Origin of the sequence: Saccharopolyspora sp. ASAGF58 (genome assembly GCF_012277335.1) — a bacterium.
Lineage (GTDB): Bacteria > Actinomycetota > Actinomycetes > Mycobacteriales > Pseudonocardiaceae > Saccharopolyspora > Saccharopolyspora hattusasensis.
Genome location: NZ_CP040605.1, coordinates 7,499,836 through 7,523,908 on the forward strand (window position 1 = coordinate 7,499,836; position 24,073 = coordinate 7,523,908).

A 24,073-nucleotide genomic window follows, 5' to 3' on the forward strand; every position below is an offset into this window, starting at 1 on the left:
GCTTCCCCGGCTATGACTGGGGCAAGCGCCGGGCTCGTACCGGATCAGCCCGGACCGCCGCTGCGTACCGAGCTGCGACGAGCATGCTCTGCTCGGGTTCGACGCGGAGGAGATCCAGCGCCATCTCGTACACCACGGGGTCGGGCTTGTAGGCGCGCACGAGTTCGCTGGAAAGCACGCGGTACCAAGGTAGAGCGCCTCGGCGGCCGATATCGGCGAGCATCGCCGTGGCCGCGTTGGGCAGTGCCGCCAGGGTGAACGTCCCGACAGGGCGCGGAGAGCAGCCGCCGCATCCGGCCACGGGCGCAGCCGTTGGGTGACCAGTGCGAGCCGGTCCAGGGCCGAGGCGTCAACGGTGAGTCCTTGTTCTTCGACTGCTGTGGCCAGGGCCAGTCGGTTGATCCGGACGGGTACCCGTCGGGTCGTGAGTGGCAATGCCGGTTCTTACCGGAACAATCACTCACGACCGGTACCCGTCGGGTCGTGAGTGGCAATGCCGGTTCTTACCGGAACAATCACTCACGACCAGTGCCCGTCGGGTCGTGAGTGGCAATGCCGGTTCTTACCGGAACAGCCACTCACGACCAGTGCCTGTGGCGTCGTGAGCGGTGTCGCCGGTTCTTACCGGTGTCATGTCTTGGTAGCTGTGTGAATCCCCTGACGTGCCTAACCCACCCATGGAAGAAGCGGAAGAGCCAGAAAGGAGCGCCCGGCGCCGGGGAGAGCCGTAACCTGCTTTCAGGACGGGAGCGGGTCTCGCTGCTGCCAGTGGTGAGGGCTATCTGGGCGCCGCGTGGCCAGACTCCGGTGTTGACCCACCGATGTTCCTGGAAGCGGATGTCGATGGCCGGTGTGCCGGCGTATCAGCCCGACCGCAGCCGGCCACGTTCGTGTTCCAGAACAGGCACGGTGCCTACAACACCGCCTCGCTGATCGAGTTCCTCACCGACCTGCGGGAGCATCTGGGCGGTCAACCGGTCACCTTGATCTGGGATGGGCTGCCCGCATATCGGTCGGCGGATATGACGGCATGGCCGGCCACTCAGCGGCGGTGAATGTTCGTCCTTAGTGGACATCGTCACGCACCGACGCTCCACTGCGGACACACCCCGCGCCCGGCCCCCACCATGCTCGGCCGGGTCAGCGCAGCGCGGCCGACTCGGAGCCGAGCAACTCCTGCGGCAGACGTCCGGCCAGCGTGGCCCAGTCCCGCATCGCCCCGGCCAGGCCGGCCACCTCCGGCTCGCCGAGCGCCTGCGGGCCGTCGCACAGCGCCGCGGCCGGGTCCGGGTGGACGTCGATCATCACCCCGTCGGCCCCGGCCGCCACGGCCGCGCGGGCCAGTGGCAGCACCAGCTCTCGCCGCCCGGCCGCGTGGGACGGATCGACCACCACCGGCAGGTGCGACCGGGCCTGCGCGACCAGCACCGCCGAGAGGTCCAGCGTGTTGCGGGTGGCGGGTTCGAAGGTGCGGATGCCGCGCTCGCACAGCACGATTCGGGTGTTGCCACGCAGCGCGATGTACTCCGCGGCCAGCAGCCACTCCTCGACCGTCGCGCTCATGCCTCGCTTCAGCAGCACGGGCTTCCCGCTGTCCCCCACCGCTTCCAGCAGACCGAAGTTCTGCATGTTCCGCGTGCCGACCTGGAGCATGTCCGCCCAGCCGGCGACCAACTCCACGTCTCGGCTATCGACCACCTCGGTGACCACCGGCATCCCTGTCTCGGCACGAACCTCGGCCAGGATGCGCAACGCCTCCGCGCGCAGGCCCCGGAAACCGTACGGCGAGCTGCGCGGTTTGAACGCGCCGGCCCGTAACAGTGAAGCCCCCGCGGCCTTGGCGAGCCGGGCAGCGGCAAAAGTCTGCTCCGGCGTCTCGACCGCGCAGGGTCCGGCGATCAGGGTGAACGTGTCCGGGCCGATGGCGACGCCACCGACCTCCACCACCGAACGGCTCTCGCGCGCCTCTCTGCTCACCAGCGGATACGCCGACGCCACGCGGGCAGACCCCGGCCGCAACCGAAAGCCGATCAGTGCGCGAGCCCGGTCCAGGATCTCGACCAGCTCCCCGCGGTTGGCCGCCGTGGCGATCACATACCCGGCGCGGCCGTACGCGTCGACCGGCGGGGCGACGCGCTGCCCGGGTTTCGCGGTGACCGTCACGGCCCGCACGCCGGGTAGCGCCCTGGTCTGCTCCACGCCGGTCACCTCTTCGAGCACGCCTTCCTCAGGCGGCAGCAGGAACTGGATGCCGGCATAGCCCTCGAACGACTCCGGCAGCTCGATCTCCGCGCCCGCCGCGAAGCGAACCTGGGCCTCCAGCAGGTCGATCCCGGTGCCCAGCCGGAACAGCTCGGGAATCATGCCCCCGGCCAGGCGCGGGTTGATCTCGACGACGGCGGTGCCGTCCGGGCCGTGCTTGACCTCGGTGTGACTGGGGCCGAACTCCAGCGACACCGCGGAAAGTGCCGCACGGACCGCCGCGGCCATCTCCTCGGCGACCGTGGCGGGCAGATCCGCGGGCACGATGTGCCTGCTCTCCACGAAGTTCGGGCCTGGCGTCACGGTTTTCTCGACGATGCCGACCAGCCGTTGCTCCTTGCCAGTGCCGAACATCTCCACGCTGTACTCGGGCTGGTCGAGGAACTGCTCGACCAGCGCGGCGCGGCGGGTCGCCTGGCCTCGGCCGTTCTCGGTGACGGCCAAGACCCGGTTCACCTGGGCGATCGCCTCCCCGACGGTGGCGCACAGCAGCACGTTGGTCGAGCCCGAGTCGTCCACCGGCTTCACCACACAGGGCAGGCCGACCCCGGCGACCGCTTCCCAAGCGGACACGGCGTCGGTGACGACGGTGTACACCGGCTGCCGCAGACCGGCCTCGGCCAGCGCGGCCCGGAGCGCGCCCTTGTCGCGGCAGCGTCCGACGGCCTCGGCGTCGGCCGCGGGCAGGCCCAGCCCGGCGGCCAGGCGGGCGGCCGTGGCCAGGTAGAACTCGCTGGTCGTGGTCACCGCGGCGATCGGGGCTCGACCGGCCACCCTGCCGACCGCCTGGTTCAGCGCGTCGAAGTCGTTGGTGTCGCAGGTGACCACCGTGGCCCCGGTATCGGCCAGGCCCAGATACCGCTCGGGCCAGTTGGTCATCAGCACGGCCCGGTAACCGAGCTCCCTGGCCACGCCGAGCGCCCGCATGCCAGTGCCGGTGGTGTTCGACTCGACGAAGACGAACAGCGGTGGGCGGTCGCCGTCGGCGACCCGGTAGGACCAGCTGGACACCGTGGTGCCGGCGCGAACCTGCCGTGGAATTTCCGCGAGCGGCAGCTCAGCGAGGCCGCGTTCGGCCCAGTACCCCTCGTGGTGCACGGTCTCGGCGTACCGGTCACCGCGGTCGGGGAAGATGCCGACGATCCGCGTGCCCGGCGGGGCGGTGGCGGCGAGCCAGGTGAGCACCCGGTACACCGACCCCGAGGTGTTGCCGGTGAACAGCTTCTCCTCGCGAGCCAACGCCCGGGTGGCATCGAACGCCTCCCGGTCGTTGAGCCAGTGCACCTCGTCGATCAGCGAGTGGTCGAGGTTCGGCGGGTGCAGGCTGTTGCCCAGCCCGCTCTGCAGCCGCTGCGGCCAGTCCGGCTGTCCGAACAGGACACTGCCGACGCAGTCCACCCCGATCACCCGCACGTCGGGCAGCCGCTCCCGCAGCGCGCGCGACGTGCCGCACAGCGACCCGCCGCTGCCCACCGAGCCGACCAGCACGTCGACGCCCCCCAGGTCGGTGACCAGCTCATCAGCCAGCGCGCGGTAGGCGGCGGGATTCTCCGGGTTGGCGTACTGCCGCGGCCAGAAGGCGCCGGGCAGCGTGTTCATCAGCTCGTTCAGCTTGGTCAGCCGGGCGCCCTGCCATCCGTGTTCGTCCATTTCGGACACGATGTGCACCTGGCAGCCGAGGCCGGTGAGCTTGGCCAGGGTGATCCGGTCGATACGAGGATCGGTGACGATGTGCACCGAGTGCCCCAGCAGGGTGCCGACCAGCGCCACGCCGAGCGCCATGGTGCCCGATGAGCTTTCAACGATCGGCGCGCCCTCGGCGAGTTCGCCGGACTCGCGGGCGCGCGTGATGATCTGCTTGGCCACCCTGTCCTTCATCGCGAACAGGTTCTGCAACTCCAGCTTGGCATGGATCTCCACGCCGCGGTCCGCTCCGGCCCGCAACCGCACCAGCGGAGTGCCGCCGATGGCGTCGATTAGGCTGTGACTCAGCATCAGCGCCGTCCCATTCCCATTCCGTCGAAGCTCAAACACCGGTACACCGCGACGTTTCCCGCGATGGACGAACATGCGCCGGCCGCCGCGGCGACCTGGTCCGGGTAGCCGGGCACGGCCGGGTCCAGCAGCACACCGAGGCTGGTCCCGCTATGCGCGGCGACCACCCCGAGCCCGCCGACGTCCGCGCAGACACCGAGCATCCGCTCCAGCGTGGCCTTGGGCCGCAGGACCTGGTTCATCAGGGCGCTGCGGGTGGCCACCCGGCCCACCTCGGCGAGGTCCCGCCGCCCCACCGCTTCCGCCATCCGCGCCAGCAGTCCGGCGTATTCGCGCCGGTTGGCCGCGGTGAACGGCTTGGGGATGCGGTTGAACTCCACGGTGTCGATCTCGCCGCCCTCGTCCACGCCGACCACGGTCATCGGCGGCAGCGAGCCGAGCACCGAGTGCAGCGCGACCCGGCGGTGGTAGAAGGCGACCACCGCGGGGTAGAGCACGCCGTCGGTGGGCTCGATGCGGGCCAGGAAGTTCTCGATCCGCCGGGGCGGCAGGTTGATGCCGAGCGCGTTGGCCACGGCCCGGGCGGTAGCCACCAGGTCCGCCGAGGAACTGGCCATGCCCTTCCCCTCGGGCAGGCCACTGTCGATGGTGATCTCCCCGCCGATCGGCCGCCCGGCGTCGGCCAGGATCATCCGGGCCAGCCGGAGCGCCTTGGTCTTGCGGCGCGGCCACACCGTCAGCTCGCCGGTGTCCGCGCTGCCCCGGAAGGTCGCCACGGACCAGCGCGCGATCGGCAAGGTGACCAGGAAATCGCCCTCCGGCTCCGGCAGCACCCCTTGCAGCAGTTCACCGAACACTCCGAAGGCGGTGCCGACGCCGGTCACCCCGCGATAGAACGGCCGGGGCCCGGCGAGGCTGCCGGTGGCTCCGCTCACGCCCGCGCTCCCGCGGCCTCGGCCAGCACGGCGGCCAGCTCGGCATCGGCGTCGGCGAGCCGGGTGCGCCGCGCGGCCCAGGCCGAAGCCAGCTGGTCGAACTCGGCCTCCTGCGTGGCGAGCAGCTCGCGCATCGGCTCGGGCCCGGTCGACCCGGCGGTGCGCTTGGCGGGCAGTGCGGCCGTGACGTCCATGGCTTCGCGCAGCAGGGTTTCCGCGAGCGGTGTCGCATATCCGTGCTCCGCCAGCACTTTTTCCAGCAGGGCCGGCTCGGGCTCGGCGGGAGGCAGCCCCTTCGCCACCGCGGCGACGATGTATCGGCCGGTGACCACCTGGGCCGTCCGCCACGGCACCCCCGCTCGCAGCGTCAGCTGGTTGGCGAGGGTGAATCCGCCGAAATACTCCGCCTCGCAGGCACGGGCGAGGCGTTCCTCGTTGAACTCCAGGCGGTCCAGCACGCCGGTAAGCAGGCGCGAGATCGAGGCGAGCGTGTCGAACGCGGCGGGCACCTGGGCACTGGCCTCTTTGGACACCTCCACGGAGTTGCTGTAGGGGGTGGCGCGCTGCGCGGTCGCGATGCCGTGATAGGCCGCGTGCAGATGCGCGGTGCGGCCGCGAATCCTCTCCAGCACAGGGAAGTTCTTCTTCTGCGGCATCGCCGACGAGATGCCCGACCAGTCGTCGGGCAGGTCGAGGTAGCCGTAGCCGGTGCCGCCCCAGATCATCAGGTCGGTGACAAACCGGCTCAGCGCCACGCCCAGCATGGAGAACTCGGCGCAGGCCTCCAGCGCCCAGTCCCGCTGCGACACCGCGCGCAACGCGTGCCGCTGAACACTCTCGCAGCCCAGCAGCCGGGCCATGCGTTCGCGATCCCAGCCCAGCTCCTGACCGGCCATCGCGCCCGCGCCCATCGGGCAGGCGCTGGCGGTCAGGTAGACCGGCTCCAGCCGCGAGAGCGTGTGGAGCAGTTGCTCGGCCAGCGCGGAGAAGTAGAACGCCGGGCTGACCAGCTGGGCGGCCTGCATGTGCGTGTAGCCGGGCATCATCAGCCCGCCGGTGCGGGCGGCCAGCCGCCCGGCGGCGCGGCCCAACTCGATCAGCAGCTCGGCAGTGTCCAGCAGTCGGGCCCGGCCGTACAGCACCTGCGCGGAGGCCTGGAGGTCGTTGCGGCTGCGGTCGACGTGCCAGGCGGGCGGCACCTCGGGCAACCGCTGGCTGATGAAGCGTTCCAGCGAAAACACCAGGTCGCTCATCGCCCCGCGCGCGGACCGCTCCACCGCGTCCGGGGTGGCGCGATCGAGCAGCCCGGAGATCAGCCCCACCTGCTCGCCGGTCAGCAGGCCCATCCTGGCGTACTCGGCGAGCAGCACCTTCTCCAAGCGCACGTAGTGCGGCAGCAGACAGGCCAGCTCGAACCGGAGCTGCGGTTCCAGGATCTCCGTGCGCAGCAGGCCGTCGGGCCCGGCCGAGATCCGGCCGGTCAGGTTGGTGTGGTCGATGCTCAAACCGGGCTCCTCGTTCGAAACAGGTGTGGGCAGGCGCCGAGCACCACGCCGGCGACTTCGGTGGCTCTGCTGCCCGGAAAGTAGTGGCCGCCCTCGGCGAGCTCGCGCAGGCTCAGTCGGCGGGTCAGCCCGGCCCAGGCGGGCAGGTGACGCGCGGCCTCACTGGTGTGCGGATCGTCGGCGGCGACGACCAACTCCACCGGGGTGTCGACCCGGTGCGCGAGCGGCGAGCGCAGCGCGCCGCGGAAGAACTCACCGGCGCTGCGCACGTCGTGGCGGTAGGCGGCCCCGACGACGCGGGCCCGCTCCGGTTTGAGGCCGTCGACCTCGATGTAGCCGCTATCCTCCAGCATCGCCGTCACGAGTTCGCGATCACCCAGCACGGTCACCCGGATGTCCTCGGCCCGCAACTGGTCCTCGGTGGCGGGCCGGATCGCGCCGAGGAACACGTGGTGCGCCGGTGCGCCCTCGTCCTCCAGCAGCCGGGCCAGTGCCAATGCGGGAGCGGCGCCGGTGCTGTGTCCCCACACCAGCAGGGGCGCGCTCCGGTGATCGCGCAGTTCCGTGCGCACCGCCTCGGCAATCGCGTCCACCGTGGCCAGTTCGGCCGGTTCGGCGCCGAGATCATGACCCGGCGGCTCGACGCCGAGCACCTGGACGCCCGGTGCCCGCAGCTCCCGCGCCAACCGCTGGAAGTTGACCGAGTTCCCGCCCGCGTGCGGGAAGCAGACCAACGTCGCAACGGAATCGGAGTCCACTTCGGACAGAGAGTGGAGCAGGCGCTGGGGCGGGAGCGGACGGCGTTCGTCGATCACCGCGGCGAGCTCGGAGAGCACCGGGTGCGCCAGCACCTGCCGCAGTGACACCAGCCCGTCCAGTTTGACCAGCAGCCGCACCACCGACAGGGAAGTGCCGCCGAGGCGGAAGAAGTCGTCCGCGTGCCCGATCCGCTCCAACGGCACGTGCAGCACTTCGGCCCAGGCGGTGGCCAGCGCCCGTTCGGTGGGCGTGGCCGGAGCGGCGTACGGCCCGTCGGCGTGCCCAAGCGTGGCCGCCAGCGCGACCAGCACCGCTTTGTCGGTCTTCCCGTTGGCGTTGAGCGGCAGGCGGTCCAGCCGGTGCACGTAGGTGGGCACCAGCTGGCCGGGGAGTTGCGCGGCCAGCCGCGCGCGCACCTCTCCCCCATCGAGCTCCCCGGAGCCGGTGAAAAACGCCACCAGGATGGCTTCCCGGCCCTCGGCGCTGTCCACCACGACCGCCGCCGAGTCGACTCCGTCGATATCGGCCAGCCCGTGCTCGACCTCGCCGATCTCCACCCGTGCGCCCCGGATGCGGATCTGCTCGTCACGGCGGCCGAGGAACTCCAGCCGCCCGCCAGGCAGCCAGCGGCCGAGGTCCCCGGTGCGGTAGAGCCGTTGTCCCGGCCGGTGCGGGTCGGGCCGGAAGGCCCGCGCGGTCTGCTCCTCGTCACCGAGATACCCGCGGCCCACGCAGACCCCGGAGAAGGCGATCTCCCCCGGCGCGCCGAGCGGCAGCAGCGAGAGGTCGTCACCGATCAACGAGACGTCGACGTTGCGCACCGCGCGCCCGAGCGTCACCGGCTCGTCCGGATGCCGCAGCACCGCGTGCGTGGTGTCGTCGGACAACTCGGTGGCGCCGTAGGCGTTGACCAGCGTGATGCCCGGACAGCAGGCGAACCACCGGCGCACCAGATCCGGGCGCAGCACCTCGCCGGTCACCGACATCGCCCGCAGCCGCCCCAGCCCGCCCGGCCGGCTCTCCAGCCGGGCGACCAGCACCTCGAAGTAGGACGGCACGAGCTGCGCGACCCGCATTCCGGAAGCGGCCAGCTCGTCGCGGAAAGCGTCCACGTCCAGCAACACCTCGGAATCCACGATTCGCGAGCTGCCACCGCAAAGCAGCGGCGCGAGTAGCTGCCACAGCGAGATGTCGAAGCACTGGGAGGCCGTCTGCGCCACCACCTCCCCCGGCGTCAGCTCCATGTCGGCGACCTTGGCCAGCAAGTGATTGAGCAGGCCCGCGTGCTCGCACATCACGCCCTTCGGCGTCCCGGTGGAGCCCGAGGTGAAGTAGACGTACGCAAGCGCGTCCGCCGCCACGGCGACCGTGGTGGCGGACGCGCCGGTGCCGAGCAATTCGTCAATGGTGAGCACACAACGCCCGGCACCCACCGTTGCGCCGTCGATGCCCGCTCCGGCCAGCACCATCGAGCAGCCGGCCTGGTCCAGCACCCCGGCGATCCGGCTCGCGGCCGCGCCCGGGTCCACCGGGAGATAGGCGCCACCGGCCCGCAGCACACCGAGCACCGCCGCGGCCCAACCGAGATCCCGCGCCGAGACCACGGCGACGATCTGACCGGTGGCGAGACCGCGGTCCAACAGGGCGGCAGCCACCTCGGTGGAACGCTCGTCCAGTTCGCGGTAGGTCCAGCTGCGGTCGCGATGTGAAACCGCGATGTCGTCGGGACGTCGGCGGGCCTGCTCCGTGAATAGCTCGGCGAACATCCGCTCGCCCAGCGGCTCGCGCGGCCCAGCGAGATCCCGAAGCTGATGACGAATTTCCTGCTCGCTCAAGAGATCTTCGACGCGGTGCACCGCGTCGAGGTCGTCGGCAAGCAGGCGCAACGCGCTCAGGTGATACCCGGCCATGCGGGTCACCGCCTCGGCATCGAGCAAGTCGGATCGTGAAGTCACCGACAGCGCGCCGTCGGCGAACCGGACACCGAGCACCCCGTCGTGCACAACACCGCCAGGAGAAAGATCGAGAACGGATTCGGTTTCTGAGTCCGCGCGCACCTCGACGACGCCCGCCGCCAGCTCCCGCCAGCTCCGGCCGCCGACCTCCGCACGCACCGGTCGGATAGCCGATTCGGTAATCAACCCGGCAACCGGCGCGGGTTCACCGGTGACGGCGGAGAGCACGGCCAGGTGCGCCGCGAGCAGGAAAGAATCGACAGCCCCGTGCCGCGCGTTCGCGGTCGCGTGGAGCCGGTCCAGCAACGCCGCCGGTATCTCCAAGCGGCAGCCGACCGGCGTGGCCGCGCCCGGCGCCGGCCAGCGCGGGACCACCGTGGCGGCACGCCTTGACGGGCCGGTGCTCACCACCCGCGCGACGGTCGGATCGGGCGAAATCATCTACACGCAACTCCCGGGCCACCACACGGCCTGAACTCGAAATGGCGAAGAAACCGAAATGGCAGAGGAAACCCGCACTTTCCTGGCTTTCCCGGTCAACATTAGGCAACTCGCGGCGCGCACCAGACCGGCTTTGTTGCTCACGAACACGGCAATTATTGCGGGCAGGTGGCATTTGTTGCGCGACATGCCACGCGAAGCGGTCAGCTCGCGGCAGCTGAACCGAGCTGCCGCGAAGCGGCGTCCATCTGCCGCCACACCTTGAAGACGAACGGGCACCCGGCGGCGATCACGCACAGGCCGCAGAGCGCGTACGCCGCGCCGTGCGGACCGATCCCATCGAGCAGCACCCCGGCGGTAACCGAGCCGAGTGGCATCGCCGCGCTGCCCACCGCGTGCAGGGCACTGAACACCCTGCCGCGCAACGGTTCCGGCACCCGGTCGTACTTGACCGCGGCGATCACCGGGTTCAGCGCGCCGTTGGCCACCATGCTCAGCGAAACCAGCCCCACCAACAGCACCGGCGGGGGGCCGAGCGCCACCACGAGGTACACCGGAGGACCGGAGAGCAGCCCGCAGACGGCGAAGGTGCGCCAGCGGTGCCGTCCCGTGCCACGGAGCGCGTAGAGCGCGGTGCCGAGTACGCTGCCGCCGCTGGCAGCCCCGATGAGCACCCCTACCAGCGTGCTGTTGTGCCAGACCAGCACGCCGAACGCCGGGAGCAGCACGGAAAGCAGCCCGGTGGTCAGCGCGTTGTTGCTGGCGTTGCTCGCGCCCAGCACCACCAGCAGCCGATCCCGCCGCAGGTAACCCAGTGCCTCCCGCAGCTCCTGCAGGTAACCGGCGGCGCTGGGGCCACCGGACACGGGACGCACCCGCACGAACATGCCGACCAGCACCGCCGCCAGCAGCAGCGCAGCGCCGTCGGCCAGCAGCACGGTGGCCGGGCTGAACAACGCGATCAGCAGGCCGCCGAGCATGGCCCCGAACAGGTCACCCGCCCGTTGCGAAGCCTCCTCCGCGCTGGTGCCACGGGAAATCCGGGTCCCGGTGACAGCCAGCACCGCGGGCAGCAGCACCTGCTTGGCGCTGCGGGACGGGGCCCGGCCGGCGCCGATGCCCAGCGCCAGCACCACAAGCAACGGCAGCGACACGCCCACCGTGTTGTGCGCCAACGGAATCAGCGCCACCGCACCACAGGTGAACAGGTCCGCGACCAAGCTGGCGCGCCGGGCACCGTACCGGTCGACCAGCGTGCCGGCGAGCACCACCGACAGCACCAGTCCGAGCGTCTCGGCGGCGGCCACCAGCCCGGTGCTCACCCCGCTGCCGGTGGTCTGCAGCACGAACCACGGAATGGCGATCAGCGTCATCGTCGATCCCACCGTGGCGATGCCGCCCGCCGCGACCAGCGCGACCAATGGCGTCGTGCGCGTCACCGGCCGACCACCCGGAACGGGGTGGATTCCGGCGGAGATGCGGGACAGTCGTATTCCGGGCTGCTATTGTTGCCGCGCCGTCCGACCGGAAAATCCGCGCGACGGAATTCATCGATCCGAGAACCCGATCCGGAGCGGCCCTCACTCATGCGACCCGTTGTCACCGAACGTCTCCTGCTCCGCTCGTTCACCAAATCCGATCTGGACGACCTGTACGACATCCAGCGCCGCCCCGACGTCGCACGTTACCTGTTCTGGAACGCCCGCACCCTGGAGGAAACCAGGGAGGCGCTGGCGGTGCGCATCACCCAGACCGAGCTGGCCGCCGAGGGCGAGAACCTGGCGATCGCCGTGGAACTGCGCGAGACCGGCCGCCTGATCGCGGACTTCAACCTGGAGTGGCTCAGCGCCGAGCTTGGCCGCGCCGAGATCGGGTTCGTGATGAATCCCGACCACTCCGGCCACGGCTATGCCACCGAGGCCGGAGCCGAGGTGCTGCGAATGGCATTCGAGAGCTACGGGTTCCACCGCGTGGTCGGCCTGTGCAACGGGAACAACCACAGCTCGCAGCGCCTGATGGAGCGCCTCGGCATGCGACGCGAAGCCTTCTTCGTCCAGGGCGAGATGCTCAAGGGCGAGCGCGCCGATCTCGCCGTCTACGCGATGCTGGCCACCGACTGGGAGCAGCGCGCCGGGGCGGCTCGCTCCGGGGAGCGGACCGCGCGCGGGTAAACAACTCGGCCCTTAAGGACCGAGCTTTTAAGCGGCTCGGTTCATAGGGGCTTTGCTTGCGCTCCCGTCTCACCGCTGGCTGTGACGAGACGGGTCGCATACACACCTATACCCGGTGCGATCGGGCATGTTTACAAATACCCACGCCGAGCGTGCGCGGTCGCGCACGTTGACCCCGGCGACGACGTCAGCGGATCCAGCGAGACCACACCGACGACAAGAGAAAAAGTCCCGATTGGGCCTGTTGGCCCGCTCGGTGTGACCACAGCGCGGACAGTGCTGCGAGGTGTAGTGCGCGTCCACCTCGATCACGGGAACCCCTACACGCCGGGCTTTGTAGGCGACGTAGTCCCCGAGCCGGGCGAACGGCCAGGAGGATTGCGTGGCCCGCTGGTCGCGTCGGACCGTGACCCGCTCGCGGATACCACCGAGTTCTTCGAGGGCGATTCCGCGTTCGGTGCGTTGGGCGACGGCCACCACATCCTTCGCGATCTTATGGTTCATGTGCGCGTCGTGCCGCGCTTCCCGCTTCGCGCGCTTTTTCAGCAGGCGAGCTGCCGAACGGGTGTTTCCGGCCTGGATCTCTGCCTTCTTCTTAGCCTGCCAACGCCGGTAACGATTCAGGCGACGACCGGAACAGTTCGCGGCGTCGCTGGTGATGGCCAGGTTGTTAATGCCCCGGTCCACCCCGATCCCCTCCACCGGCTCAAACCGTGGTTCTTCCGCAACGTCGCAGGTGGCGATGATGAACCACTTGCCGTCCCGCAACAGCAGGCTCGACTCACCCTGCCGGTGATCCACCAGGGTTTTCAGGCCGCTTTTCCGAGCCGGTGAACGCAACGTCGCGCATCCGCCCGTGCACGGTCCAGATCGACACCGTGCGTAATTCAGGCACACAGGTGGTGCCGCCCGGTGCGCTCGTCTGGGGCGCCGGGCTCGTCTGGGTCGGCTGCGGGGAATCCCGGTGGTCTGTGGGGGTGTTCTTGTTCCGCCCGGTGCTCTTCGTTACGGGTTTCGGCTTCGATGTCGGCCGAGGTGCCAGACCGTGTAGGCACCGCCGCCGCCTCCGGCGTGCCGGCCCGTTGACAACGCGATGACTCTTGCGGGTAGCTGGGTGGTGAGCATGGCGAGAATCAGCAGGACCAGCAGGTTGAACAGGACGAACGTGCTGGATCCGGGACATCGGTGGTTCTCCTTCGGTTGGGCGAGGGGTGTCAATTTCGCGAGAAATTGGCGTTCACCCGGGTGACGGTCAATTTCTCGCGAAATTGCGCCGTCCTCGGGTGACCACAGACGGGTGGTGAGGGTGCGCCGGCAGCGCATACGGGTGTCCTCGCGGATCCAGTCCGCTTCGGGCCGGTCGCGCAAGCTCCGCCGCGTTCGGCTGGGGTGGTGTGGACCCACAAGGCGGTGGCCGGGTTGATCCGGGTGCGGCACGGCGTCGTGTTGAGTTTGCGCACCGTCGGTAACTGTCTGCGTTCCCGGGGGTCTGTCTCCGCAGAAACCGATCCGCAGGGCCTACGAGCAGGACCCCGAGGCCGTGCGCCGATGGCGGGAGGAGGACTATCCGGCCATCGCCGCCGCGAGGGCGCGGTGATCTTGTGGCTGGACCAGACCGGGACCCGCTCCGATGCCGCAGTACGCCGAACCTGGGCACCGGTCGGCCGGACACCGGTGGTGGGCAAGACCGGGGAAACGGTTCAGCGTGAACGCCATGCGCGCGGTCTGCGCGGACTTCGCAGCCCAGCTGCGCGAGTTCAACGGCGAAACCGACCACGTGCACCTACCAGTGCACTACCCGCCACAGGTCGCCTTGTCTCGCCTGGTCAACAGTCTTAAAGGTGTCTCCTCGCGCCGCCTGCGTCGGGAGTTTCCCGAGCACATCCGCAAATACCTGTGGGGGAGCCACTTCTGGTCCCCGTCCTACATTGCGGGTTCCTGGCGACGGACGGCGCGCTGCCGGGGGAGACCGTGCTCTAGGGATCGCATTCCTCCCGGCCGTGAACGGCCGGGGTTCCTGCGATCAGTTTCGCTGAAACGGGCACGACCTCCTCAGCCGCTGCTAACCCCGGCCCCGCTGCTCCAGCAGGCGCCCGGCCCAGTGGAAAAACGCGTCGGCCAACTCGGACCGAGCCGGCTCGGGGAACTGCGAGAAGTTGGCCATCACCGTGCACCACTCGCCGAACACCGGGCCCCGTTCGGTGATCAGGAAGTCCACGCACAGATAGTCGGCGCCGAGCGTGCGGACCACGCGCAGGCAGTCGTCGAGCACCGCCGAAAAGTCGGCGCTTGGACTCGCGTTCCCGCCCTGGGCGATGTTGGACAGGTAGCGGCCGATCACTTGCTCGCGCAGCATGCTGGTGACCACTTCGCCCTCCACCAGCGCGACCCGGAGGTCGCCGGAGTTGGGCAGGAACTCCTGCACCAGGTAGCCCTTGCCGGTCTGGGCGGCGATGTCCACCGCGGAACGCAACTGTTCGAAGGTGTCCACTTTGAGCACGCCGAACCCCGTGCCGGACTCGCGCGCCTTGAGGATGTAAGGGCCGCCGCCGATCTCGCGACGCACCACCTCCAGGCCCTCCCGCGCGTGGCGGCGGAACGGTAGCGCGACCGTCTTGGGCACCTTCAGGCCGAGCTGCGCCGCCCGGCCGATCATCGCCAGCTTGTCGCGCTCCAGCCATTCCGGCGCAGCCATCGCGTGGTTGAGCACGAGCGAGTCGCTGGCGTCGATGATCCGGGAGATGCCGTGCAGGTAGGACACGGCCTGCTGGTCGTTGCCGATGTCGTCGACGATGTAGCACTGCCGGGTCTCCAGCAGGTCCACCCCGCCACGCCACAGCCGCGGCCGGTCCACGCAGGTCGGGGTGAGCTCGCTGGCCGGGATGAACTGGAAGCCGAAGCCGTGCCGGGCACCCTGCGCGGTCCACCGGTCGGTGATATCGGCGATGATCTTGCCGAGATGGCTGGGGTTGAAATCGTCCGGGTTGTAGATCCAGTTGACCATCCGCTCGGCCGGTTTGGCCGAGGGAGTGACGACCTCTCGAACCGCTGAGTACACGGTCAGATCTCCTCAAGGGTGGTGGCGGTCTTCGAACGCTCGCCGGCAGCCAGGAAGTCTTCCAGCGCGGAGTACTTCTCGCGCAGCAGCCGTTTGAGCACCTTGCCGGTGGTCCCCTGGGGGAAGTCGGCCTCGGTCCGGGCCAGCTCCAGCACGGCCAGCTCCAGCAGTCCGGCCGAGCGCAGCGCCTGGTTCGCCGTGGCCAGCAGCACGTCCGGCGTCATGCGCTGGTCGGCCGTGGTGACCACGGCCACCGGCACGGTCCGGCCGCGGTGGCTGCCGGCGACCACCGCGCAGTCGGCGATCGCCGGCAGCTCGTTGAGCAGAAACTCCTCCAGCTGCACCGAGTGCCCGGTGCCGGTCTCCGTCTCGATGGCGTCCACTTCCCGGTCCACCTGGTAGAAGTCGCCGTTGGCGTCCTGGTAGGCGAGGTCACCGGAGAGCCAGAACCCGGCCAGGCGGCTGCGGTAAGTGGCGTCCGAGTCGTTCCAGTACCCGGCGGTGATGGTCGGGCCCTTGGCCGCGAACAGGCCGATCTCGCCGGGTTCGGCGCGGGTGCCGTCCGCGCGCAGCACCACCACCTCGGCGACGGCGTCGGGGCGGCCGACGCAGCGATCGTTGCGCTGCGAGGTCAGGGACCGGGGCTGCACCATGATTCCCCATCCCAGTTCGGTCGCGCCGAACCGGTCGTAGAACACCGCCGAGGGCAGTTCCGGGTTCCGTTTGGCCAGGATGGATTTCAGGTGCGCCTCGTGGATCGCGTCGCCCATGGTCACCCAGCCGTCCACCGAGTCCAGCGCGCCGTCGGCGACCTCCACCTCGGCCAGCTCGGCGTATGCATGCGCGAAGGCCATCACCGTGGTGGGCCGGTGCTTCGCGATCGCCTCGGCCAGCTCGGCACCGGTGGGGTCGTACAGCGGCACCAGCGGGGTGCCGGCCAGGATGGCGTAGTTGGCGTACATCACCGAGCCGAGGTGGGACTGCGGCTGCGCGGCCATCATCGTCGCGTCGGGCCCGTCGATGAAGTCGGTGAGCCGGAACCGGGGCCCGGCGATGCTCGAATGGTGGGTCTGCACCACCGGTTTGGGAAAGCCCGTGGTGCCCGAGGAATGCAGGATCGACACCGGGTCCTCCGGCGCGTGCCGGAACCGGGCCGACTCGGGCAGCTCGGCGGCCGGCGGGGCGGGCAGCTCCTCTGCGATGATCAGCCAGCCGACGCTGCCGACTTCGGACAATTCCGCGCCGAGCGCGGCCAGTCGGGAGCGCGTGGTGCAGATGCCGACCGGCGCGGTGCGGCGGCAGAGCTCCAGCGAGGTGGCCCGGGGCGCTTTGCTGTTGACCAGCACCCCGATGGCACCGATCTGGGCGAGCGCGTGGAAGTGCACCGAATAGGCGAACGAGTCCTCCAGGTAGACCAGCACCCGGTCGCGCGGGCGCACACCGAGGCCCAGGTAGTGCACCGACCAGCTCTGCGCCAGCTTGTCCAGCTCCAGCAGGCTGAAATCGGTGCGCCACTCGCCACCGGGGGTGGCCAGCGGCCGGCCCGAGCTGATGAACGGCAGGTCGGGATGCGCGGCGACGGTCAGCGCCGACCGCAGCACGTTCCCGCCGCCCAGTCCGGGATCGGCCGCCAGCTTCGCGCGGCCCTCCGGGGACAGCAAGGTTCGGCCAGACAGAGCCATCGCAGCCATCGTCGCGCCTTTCGGGTCCGGGTACTCAAGCACTGATCGTGCTCAGCCGCCCCGGGCCGCCGCGACGGATTTGTTGCGGTTGTGGACCTTCCTTGCCGCGCCACACCGCGTTTGTTGCCGGTAACCGTCGAACCGGGGTCCGGCGCGACAACGACGCGGTATATCTGAGAAATCCCCCGATCACCAGCCATCAGAGCACTGGAGCGGAGCATGCCCTTGAACGCGGCCGGCGACCCTGATCGCCCAGTGGCGTCGAAGATCCGGCTCGCGGCGGACCCAGACCGGCTGGACCGCGCGGAGCTGGAGCGGCTGCGGGAGCGGAACTTCGCCGCGATGGTCGACGCCGCGCTGGCCACCCCCGCGGTCCGCCGCCGCTGGCCGGACCTCGCGCCAGGCATGACCACCGCCGACCTCGCCCGCCTCCCCCTGCTCAGCAGCCGCGAACTGGCCGACGGCAGCCCGCCGCACTCGCCGGAGTTCCAGCTCGGCGGCGACGGCCCCGGAATGGTGCTGCGCTCTAGCGGCACGGCCAGCAAGCCCAAGATGATGTACCACTCCTGGGACTTCAACCTCCAGGTCGGGCGGCTGGGTGCCCGCGGGTTACTCGCGGCCACCCGCTCGGCCCCGGCCCGGCGCGTGGCCAACTGCTTTTACCCGGCGGAGCTCAGCGGCGGCGCTTTCCTGTTCACGCAGGAGGTGATCCGGCTCGCCGGCGCCCGCTCCTACCCGCTGGCCAGCCAGACGAGCCCGGCCGAGAGCGCGGCGGTCATCGCCGAGCACCGCGTGGACGCGCTGGCGGCCAACCCCGGTTACGGCGTCGAGCTGCTGACCAGGTCCCCGCCGGGGCAGATCGCCGCACTGCGGTACTTCTTCTACATCGGCGAACTGCTTGGCAAGGCCCGCACTCAGGCGATCGCGGAGGCCGCGCCCCAGGTCGCCGTGCGCTCGCTGGCCTACTCGACCTCGGAGACCGGGCCGATCGGCTACCAGTGCGAGCAGCTCTCCGGTGCCACCCACCACGTGCACGAGGACGCGGTCGTGGTGGAGATCGTCGACGAGCAGACCGGGGTGCCAGTGCCGGACGGGGACACCGGTGAGGTGATCGTCACCGCGCTGAGCGACACCGGGATGGCGCTGTTCCGCTACCGCATCGGCGATGCCGGCTCCTTCGGCACCGCCCCCTGCCCGTGCGGCAGCCCCGCGCGGCTGCTCACCCTGCACGGTCGCACCGCGACCTCGCTCAACATAGACACCGAGGTGGTGTCCTCGGACCTGCTGCTCGGCCAGCTCGGCCGGCTCGGCGTCACCGAACCCGCCGACTGCCAGCTCCAGGTGCTGCCCGAGCAGCACGGCCACCGGCTGCGGCTGCTGCTGTCCAGCCGGACGCCCGAATGGATCACCACCCAGGCGGTGGTCGACTGCCTCAGCCGCGCCCAGCAACTGCGCGCGGTGCTGAACAGCGCGCAGTGCCTCGGCTTCAGCGTGGAGCGCGTCGCGCCCGAGCTGTTCGCGCGCACCGATCGCGGCAAGGTCCCCGTTCTTTACGCGCCTGACAGCCGAATGACGCCGAAGGAGCAGTGATGACCTCGCAGGAGACGAAGCTGGAAGCCCTGCGGGCCGACCTCGACGGCATCGACCTGCGCCTGCTCGACGTGCTGCGGGAACGCATCGAGCTATGCGTGCGCATAGCCGAGCACAAGCGCGAGCACGGCGTGCCGATGATGCAGCCGCACCGCATCGGCGTGGTGCAGCAGCGCGCCGCCGACTACGGCGCCGAGCACGGCATCGACCAGGCATTCCTGCGTGCGCTCTACGACCTGGTCATCGGCGAGACATGCCGGGTCGAGGACCTGGTCATCGGCACGCCGGCGGCACCGTAGAGCCTGCTGGTGAATGGTCTGGGTGGGTGGTCGCTTAGCGGAACCTGAGAGGTTCCCTGGACTGCGGGTGCCCTTCCTGATGTATGTCCAATACGCGGCGGAGGGGCCGTCCTCGCCAGAAAACCTCAGAACCCGCCGATGGTCGTCTTGGCAAGGTGAATGCAAGCGGCTACGCCGCTTCCAAAGGCGCGGACGGCATTCGCCGACAGGCTCTCAGACGGGCAAGGACCAGCTGGAGGACGGGCCCATGCGGACCCTTTTGATCGACAACTACGACTCGTTCACCTACAACCTGCACCAGCTGCTCGGTGAGGTGACGGGGCGGGCCCCGGTGGTCATGCGCAACGACCAAGAGCTGCCGGCCCGACTGGCCGCCGAGTTCGACGCCGTGGTGATCTCTCCCGGGCCTGGGCGGCCCGATCGCAGCCGCGACGTCGGCACCAGCGCGCAGGCCATCCGGGACTCGGGACTGCCGGTGCTCGGGGTCTGCCTGGGGCACCAGGGCATCGCACACCTCCTCGGCGGCACGGTGGACCTGGCGCCGGAGCCGATGCACGGCCGCAGCTCGCCCGTCTACCACACCGGCAGCGGGGTGTTCGCCGGTCTGCCGTCGCCGTTCTCGGTGGTGCGCTACCACTCCCTGACCGTCACCCGGCTGCCGGCGGAGCTGGAGGCCGTGGCATGGACCGAGGACGGCGTGCTGATGGGGCTGCGGCACCGCACCGCGCCGCTTTGGGGCGTGCAGTTCCACCCCGAGTCGATCAGCAGCGAGTACGGCAGGCAGCTGCTGGCGAACTTCCGTGACCTGGCGCTGGGGGCGGGCGCCGTGGCGCCGCCACCGCCCGCCAGACCGTCCACATCGGACGTCCAGGCCCTGCGGGTGCACGTCCGGGAGATCGAGTGCGAACCGGACACCGCCACCGCGCACCGTGAGCTGTTCGCCGGCGCGACGCACAGCTTCTGGCTGGACACCAGCGAAGTCCGGCCGGGCCAGTCCCGGTTCTCCTTCCTGGGCGACGATCGGGGCCCGCTGGCCGAGCACCTCACCTACCGGGTCGCGGAGCGGACCGTGCGGGTCCGCCGCGGCGACGGCACCGAGCAGCGGATCCGGCAGGACTTCTTCGGTTATCTCGACGAGCAGCTCAGGCGACGCGCCGTGCCGACGCCGCAGGGCTTGCCGTTCGAGTTCGATCTCGGTTACGTCGGCTACCTCGGTTACGAGCTGAAGGCGGAGACCTCGGGCTCGGCCGCGCACCGGTCCGAGACCCCGGACGCGGCGATGATCTTCGTCGATCGGATGCTCGCGATCGATCACGTCCAGCACCGCTCGTACTTGCTCGCGCTGAGCACCGAGCAGACCGAGGCCACCGCCATCGCCTGGCTGGACGAGACCGCGCTGCGGCTACTCGCCCTGCCATCGTCTGATGTGGACGGACAAGCACGGGTGCTGGACCCCGGCACGGCCACCGACCTGGACCGGCTGGACACCGCGCGGCCGCGGCACGACCGGGCCACCTATCTCGCCCGGGTGGCCACCTGCCTGGAAGAGATCAAGCATGGCGAGTCCTACGAGATCTGCCTGACCAACACGGTCACCGTGGACGAGCGGATCGACCCGCTGCACACCTACCAGGCCCTGCGGCGGATCAGCCCGGTGCCCTACGGCGCGTTTCTGGACTTCGACGGGCTGGCGGTGCTCAGCGCCTCCCCGGAGCGATTCCTGTCCATCGGCGCGGACGGCGTGGTGGAGTCCAAACCGATCAAGGGCACCCGCCCGCGCGGTGCTACCCCGGAGGAGGACGAGAGGCTCAAGCTCGACCTGTCCGCCCGGGAGAAGGACCGCGCGGAGAACCTGATGATCGTCGACCTGGTGCGCAACGATCTGAACAGGGTGTGCGAGATCGGCTCGGTGCACGTGCCGACGCTGTTCGACGTCGAGACCTACGCGCCGGTGCACCAGCTCGTCTCCACCATCCGCGGCACGCTGCGCGCCGGGGAGTCGGCGGTGAGCTGTGTGCGGGCGGCGTTTCCCGGCGGCTCCATGACCGGCGCGCCGAAGGTGCGCACCATGGAGATCATCGACCGCTTGGAGGAGGGTCCGCGCGGGGTCTACTCGGGGGCCATCGGCTGGTTCTCCCTGTCCGGCGCGGCGGACCTGAGTATCGTGATCCGCACGCTGGTCGCCGACGGGGAACGGCTGAGCTTCGGCGTCGGCGGCGCGATCGTGGCGCTGTCGGATCCGGTGGAGGAGTTCGAGGAGACCGTGGTCAAGTCCCGTGCCGTGCTCACCGCGGTCGCGCGGACTGCGATGCGTCCCGCGATGGGTGGCGCGCTGTGACCGGCGTGCGGTCGCTGCGCCGCTGCCTGGTGCTCGGCGGTGCGGGCGCGGTGGGTGAACTGTTCGCGCGTGCTCTCCGGGATTCCGGCGCCGAGGTGGTAATCGCCGACCCAGCGGCCGGTAGCGGGGACGCCACCGCCCCGGACGCGGCGCTGCGCGCCGAGCTGGCCGCCGCCGACCTGGTACTGCTGGCGATGCCCGAGCGCACCGCACTCGCCGCACTCCCAGTGCTGGCAACGCATCTGCGTCCGGGCACGCTGGTCGCCGACACCCTGTCGGTGAAGGGCACCGTCGCGACGGTGCTGCGGGAGATGAGCGGGATCGAGGCGGTGAGCCTCAACCCGATGTTCGCCCCCTCGCTGGGCTTCGCCGGCAAGCCGGTCGCCGCCGTTATCCTCCACAATGGACCCAAGGTGACGGAACTGCTGGCGCTGCTGCGGGACTGGGGCGGCCACGCGGTGCTGTGCGAGGCGGGCGACCACGATCGCCTCGCCGCCGCCACCCAGGCGCTCACCCACGCCACCGTGCTGGGTTTCGGCCTGGCGCTGACCACGCTCGCCGACGGCGTCCGCGAGGTGGCGCCCCTGGCCCCGCCGCCCCATCGCACCCTGCTCGCGCTGCTCGCCCGCATCGCCTCGGGAACGCCGGAGGTCTACTGGGACGTCCAGGCGGCCAATCCGGACGCACCCGGCGCCCGCGCCGCCCTGGCAGCCGGTATCCGGCAGATCGCCGATCTGGTCGACGCTGGCGACGAAGCCGGTTTCGAAGCAGCACTGGCCAGGCTGCGGGCGTTCTTCGGCGACGAGCTGCCCCGGCACGCGAGCGTGTGCGCCCAGCTGTTCGACGGCCTAACCCCAAGCGAGGAAGCATGATCCAGCCGCAGGAGACCCAGCCGGTCAACTGGGTCAAGTCCCGGATCAGCCGGACCTCCGACTCCCTCGACCGTGCCTTCGAGCAAGGGCTGACCGGACACACCATCACCGCCCGCGAAGGCAAGAAGGTGCGGCTGGCCGACGGGAGTGCGGCGCTGGAGTTCGTCTCGTGCTCGTATCTCGGCCTCGAAGAACATCCGGCGCTAATCGACGCCGCCGAGACGGCGCTGCGCCGGTTCGGGGTGCACTTCTCCTCCTCCCGCAACCGGATGCGGCCGCACTACCTGCCTGAGCTGGAGGAGCTGCTGGCCACGGTCTACCGGGGCAACCGAGCGGTTGCCTTCACCTCGGTGGGCACCGTGCACCTGGGGCTGCTGCCGCTGCTGGGTAGCGGCGCGCTGCCCAGCTACCGGATCGCGCCCGCCGGAACCGCCTTCCTGGTGGAGAAGACCGCGCATTCGTCGATGCAGATCCTGCGTGGCCTGCTGGGGCAGATCGGCCCCACGCACCGGTTCGACCTGGACTCCGCCGATTCGCTGGAGACCGCGCTGCGCGAGATCGGCGAGACCGGGCGCACTCCGATCGCGCTGGTCGACGGGGTGGGCTCGATGGGCGGGCTGATCGACGTGGCCGGCGTCCTGGAGGCGTTGCGGCCCTACGGCGGCCACCTCTACATCGACGACGCGCACGGCATCTCCATCGCGGGCGCGATGGGCGCCGGGTACGCCTTCGAGAGCCTCGGCGACCAGTTGCCGGAGAACGTGGTGATCGCCGGTTCGCTGTCCAAGGCGTTCGGCGGTTCCGGCGGGTTCGCGCTGGTGCCGGGCGAGGCCGACGTCCGGGTGCTGCGGAAGTTCGCCAACCCACTGGTGTTCGGGCACTCGATCATGCTGCCGCTGCTGGCCGCGAACGTGGCCGCCGCCGAGCTGCACGTGAACGGGGAGGTGGCCGCGCTCCAGGAGAAGTTGTGGCGCAACGTCACCGACTTCGACGATCTGACCGGCGGGCGACTGGTCAACTCCGGCCTGTGGTCCCCGGTGCGCGGCGCGCACTTCGCCGCCGAGGAGGATGCGTTCCAGACCACGGCCGCGCTGAAACACGCCGGGGTGCTGGTCCTTCCCGCGTTCTTCCCCACCGTCGCGAAGGGCACCGGCCTGGTCCGCTTCGCGCTGTCGTCCCTTCACGAACGCGGCGATCTGGAGACCGCGGCAAAGATCCTGGAAGGAACCCGATTCGGATGAGCGCTCCCCGAACGCTGGGCGAGGTGCTGGACGACGCCGAGAAGACGCTGGCCGTCGCCGGCGCCTGGGCACCCCGGCAAGACGCCGAGACCCTGGCCGCGCACGTGCTTGGCCGACCGGCCCAGGAGCTCCCGGTGGACGAGCCGCTCGGGGCGGCCGCGACCGGCCGGCTCCAGGAGCTGCTGGCCGACCGGGCCCGGCGGGTGCCGGTGGAGTACCTGACCGGGCGTGCCCGCCTCGGTGGCATCGACATCGAGGTAGGGCCCGGGGTCTTCGTGCCGCGCAAGCACACCGAGCCGCTGCTGGCCTGGGGCCTGAAGGTGCTCGAAAACGTCGAGAACCCGGTGGTGGTCGACCTGTGCACCGGTTCCGCGGCGATCGCGCTGGCCGTGGCCCACGCCCGCCCGGACGCCACGGTGCACGCCGTCGAGCTGGCGCCGGACGCGCTGAGCTGGGCCCGCCGCAACGTCGCCGCGCGGGCCGCCGCCGGGGACACGCCGATCTCGCTGCACGAGGGCGACGTCACCGCACCCGACCTGTTCTCCGGGCTCCGCGGCGGTGTCGACCTGCTGCTGGCGAACCCGCCGTTCGTGGTGGAGGGCCGGGTACTTCCGCCCGAGTGGGAGGAGCACCAGCCGCACCCGGCGCTGTTCTCCGGGCACGACGGCCTGGCTGTCATCCGCGCGGTCACCGGCGCGGCGGCGCGGCTGCTGCGGCCCGGCGGCGGAGTCGCCATCGAACATGACGACGAGCAGGCGGAAGCCGTGATGTCGTTGCTGGGCGAGCTCCAGGCGTTCGAGGACATCGCCGACCACACCGATCACAACGACCTGCCCCGGTACACCACGGCACGAAGGATTTAGAGGGTGCGCGGATTGGCGCCTCACCTCGGACAAGGATCGCGGCGATTTCGCGCGAAAACGCCACCCCCCACGCCTGCCACGCGGCGATTTCGCGCGCCACCCCCCAC

The 24,073-nt window shown here is 70.4% G+C and carries 18 protein-coding genes and 1 pseudogene; 10 read left to right on the forward strand and 9 right to left on the reverse strand.

The window, feature by feature from the left end; genetic code table 11:
• Positions 1–10 precede the first annotated feature (10 nt).
• Positions 11–301 (reverse strand): hypothetical protein, encoded by a 291-nt coding sequence (locus tag FDZ84_RS35210; protein ID WP_168589348.1) that lies wholly within the window; start codon positions 299–301, stop codon positions 11–13.
• A 520-nt stretch (positions 302–821) separates the two neighbouring features.
• Here FDZ84_RS35210 and FDZ84_RS35215 point away from each other — a divergent pair.
• Complete coding sequence (locus FDZ84_RS35215; RefSeq protein ID WP_246868659.1) at positions 822–1,055, forward strand: hypothetical protein; 234 nt, start codon at positions 822–824, stop codon at positions 1,053–1,055.
• 85 nt (positions 1,056–1,140) lie between these two features.
• Here the strand turns inward: FDZ84_RS35215 and aroF are convergent, their stop codons facing one another.
• The 5 genes from aroF to FDZ84_RS35240 all read right to left on the reverse strand — a co-directional run bounded on the left by aroF (position 1,141) and on the right by FDZ84_RS35240 (position 11,291).
• Positions 1,141–4,257, reverse strand: coding sequence for a 3-deoxy-7-phosphoheptulonate synthase (gene aroF / locus FDZ84_RS35220; RefSeq protein ID WP_168589349.1), 3,117 nt, complete (start codon positions 4,255–4,257; stop codon positions 1,141–1,143).
• Positions 4,257–5,192 (reverse strand): kinase, encoded by a 936-nt coding sequence (locus tag FDZ84_RS35225; RefSeq protein ID WP_168589350.1) that lies wholly within the window; start codon positions 5,190–5,192, stop codon positions 4,257–4,259. The genes aroF and FDZ84_RS35225 overlap by 1 nt, the downstream gene beginning before the upstream one ends.
• Positions 5,189–6,697, reverse strand: a complete 1,509-nt coding sequence (locus tag FDZ84_RS35230) for an argininosuccinate lyase (RefSeq protein ID WP_168589351.1) — start codon at positions 6,695–6,697, stop codon at positions 5,189–5,191. Before FDZ84_RS35230 ends, FDZ84_RS35225 begins: the two co-directional genes overlap by 4 nt.
• Positions 6,694–9,852: an amino acid adenylation domain-containing protein gene (locus tag FDZ84_RS35235; protein ID WP_168589352.1), complete on the reverse strand. Its 3,159-nt coding sequence runs from the start codon at positions 9,850–9,852 to the stop codon at positions 6,694–6,696. The genes FDZ84_RS35230 and FDZ84_RS35235 overlap by 4 nt, the downstream gene beginning before the upstream one ends.
• 203 nt (positions 9,853–10,055) lie before the next feature.
• On the reverse strand, positions 10,056–11,291 hold the full coding sequence (locus FDZ84_RS35240) for an MFS transporter (protein WP_168589353.1): 1,236 nt from the start codon (positions 11,289–11,291) through the stop codon (positions 10,056–10,058).
• Positions 11,292–11,438: 147 nt separating this feature from the next.
• Here FDZ84_RS35240 and FDZ84_RS35245 point away from each other — a divergent pair, with 147 nt between their 5' ends.
• Positions 11,439–12,023 (forward strand): GNAT family N-acetyltransferase, encoded by a 585-nt coding sequence (locus FDZ84_RS35245; RefSeq protein WP_168589354.1) that lies wholly within the window; start codon positions 11,439–11,441, stop codon positions 12,021–12,023.
• 69 nt (positions 12,024–12,092) lie between these two features.
• Here FDZ84_RS35245 and FDZ84_RS35250 read toward each other — a convergent pair whose 3' ends face one another.
• A complete protein-coding gene (locus FDZ84_RS35250) occupies positions 12,093–12,791 on the reverse strand; it encodes an RNA-guided endonuclease TnpB family protein (protein WP_168589355.1) in 699 nt (232 codons plus the stop codon).
• A 721-nt stretch (positions 12,792–13,512) separates the two neighbouring features.
• Here FDZ84_RS35250 and FDZ84_RS41385 point away from each other — a divergent pair.
• A complete protein-coding gene (locus tag FDZ84_RS41385; protein ID WP_168590591.1) occupies positions 13,513–13,620 on the forward strand; it encodes a winged helix-turn-helix domain-containing protein in 108 nt (35 codons plus the stop codon).
• A gap of 117 nt (positions 13,621–13,737) precedes the next feature.
• Positions 13,738–13,962: pseudogene (gene tnpA, locus FDZ84_RS39775) on the forward strand (IS200/IS605 family transposase); the annotation flags it as partial.
• A 123-nt stretch (positions 13,963–14,085) separates the two neighbouring features.
• On the opposite strand, the gene FDZ84_RS35265 reads toward tnpA, so the two are convergent.
• Complete coding sequence (locus FDZ84_RS35265; RefSeq protein WP_168589356.1) at positions 14,086–15,081, reverse strand: RimK family alpha-L-glutamate ligase; 996 nt, start codon at positions 15,079–15,081, stop codon at positions 14,086–14,088.
• Positions 15,082–15,083: 2 nt separating this feature from the next.
• Positions 15,084–16,772, reverse strand: coding sequence for a class I adenylate-forming enzyme family protein (locus FDZ84_RS35270; protein ID WP_246868660.1), 1,689 nt, complete (start codon positions 16,770–16,772; stop codon positions 15,084–15,086).
• A 210-nt stretch (positions 16,773–16,982) separates the two neighbouring features.
• Here FDZ84_RS35270 and FDZ84_RS35275 point away from each other — a divergent pair, with 210 nt between their 5' ends.
• From FDZ84_RS35275 to FDZ84_RS35300, 6 genes are all read left to right on the forward strand, one after another.
• Positions 16,983–18,353 (forward strand): phenylacetate--CoA ligase family protein, encoded by a 1,371-nt coding sequence (locus tag FDZ84_RS35275; protein ID WP_168589357.1) that lies wholly within the window; start codon positions 16,983–16,985, stop codon positions 18,351–18,353.
• Entirely contained in the window at positions 18,353–18,652 is a 300-nt protein-coding gene (locus tag FDZ84_RS35280) for a chorismate mutase family protein (protein ID WP_168589358.1), read from the forward strand. Before FDZ84_RS35275 ends, FDZ84_RS35280 begins: the two co-directional genes overlap by 1 nt.
• A 247-nt stretch (positions 18,653–18,899) precedes the next feature.
• Positions 18,900–20,990 (forward strand): aminodeoxychorismate synthase component I, encoded by a 2,091-nt coding sequence (gene pabB / locus FDZ84_RS35285; protein ID WP_168589359.1) that lies wholly within the window; start codon positions 18,900–18,902, stop codon positions 20,988–20,990.
• Positions 20,987–21,862, forward strand: coding sequence for a prephenate dehydrogenase/arogenate dehydrogenase family protein (locus FDZ84_RS35290; RefSeq protein ID WP_168589360.1), 876 nt, complete (start codon positions 20,987–20,989; stop codon positions 21,860–21,862). Before pabB ends, FDZ84_RS35290 begins: the two co-directional genes overlap by 4 nt.
• Positions 21,859–23,103, forward strand: coding sequence for an aminotransferase class I/II-fold pyridoxal phosphate-dependent enzyme (locus FDZ84_RS35295; RefSeq protein WP_168589361.1), 1,245 nt, complete (start codon positions 21,859–21,861; stop codon positions 23,101–23,103). Before FDZ84_RS35290 ends, FDZ84_RS35295 begins: the two co-directional genes overlap by 4 nt.
• Complete coding sequence (locus FDZ84_RS35300) at positions 23,100–23,966, forward strand: HemK/PrmC family methyltransferase (protein WP_168589362.1); 867 nt, start codon at positions 23,100–23,102, stop codon at positions 23,964–23,966. Before FDZ84_RS35295 ends, FDZ84_RS35300 begins: the two co-directional genes overlap by 4 nt.
• Positions 23,967–24,073: the final 107 nt, after the last annotated feature.

Coding starts and splice junctions, on each gene's coding strand:
- FDZ84_RS35275 (WP_168589357.1), top strand. CDS start 16,983: ATGCCCTTGAACGCGGCCGGCGACCCTGATCGCCCAGTGGCGTCGAAG.
- FDZ84_RS35280 (WP_168589358.1), top strand. CDS start 18,353: ATGACCTCGCAGGAGACGAAGCTGGAAGCCCTGCGGGCCGACCTCGAC.
- FDZ84_RS35215 (WP_246868659.1), top strand. CDS start 822: ATGTTCCTGGAAGCGGATGTCGATGGCCGGTGTGCCGGCGTATCAGCC.
- pabB (WP_168589359.1), top strand. CDS start 18,900: ATGCGGACCCTTTTGATCGACAACTACGACTCGTTCACCTACAACCTG.
- FDZ84_RS35300 (WP_168589362.1), top strand. CDS start 23,100: ATGAGCGCTCCCCGAACGCTGGGCGAGGTGCTGGACGACGCCGAGAAG.
- FDZ84_RS35270 (WP_246868660.1), bottom strand. CDS start 16,772: ATGGCTGCGATGGCTCTGTCTGGCCGAACCTTGCTGTCCCCGGAGGGC.
- FDZ84_RS35235 (WP_168589352.1), bottom strand. CDS start 9,852: ATGATTTCGCCCGATCCGACCGTCGCGCGGGTGGTGAGCACCGGCCCG.
- FDZ84_RS35295 (WP_168589361.1), top strand. CDS start 21,859: ATGATCCAGCCGCAGGAGACCCAGCCGGTCAACTGGGTCAAGTCCCGG.
- aroF (WP_168589349.1), bottom strand. CDS start 4,257: ATGCTGAGTCACAGCCTAATCGACGCCATCGGCGGCACTCCGCTGGTG.
- FDZ84_RS35245 (WP_168589354.1), top strand. CDS start 11,439: ATGCGACCCGTTGTCACCGAACGTCTCCTGCTCCGCTCGTTCACCAAA.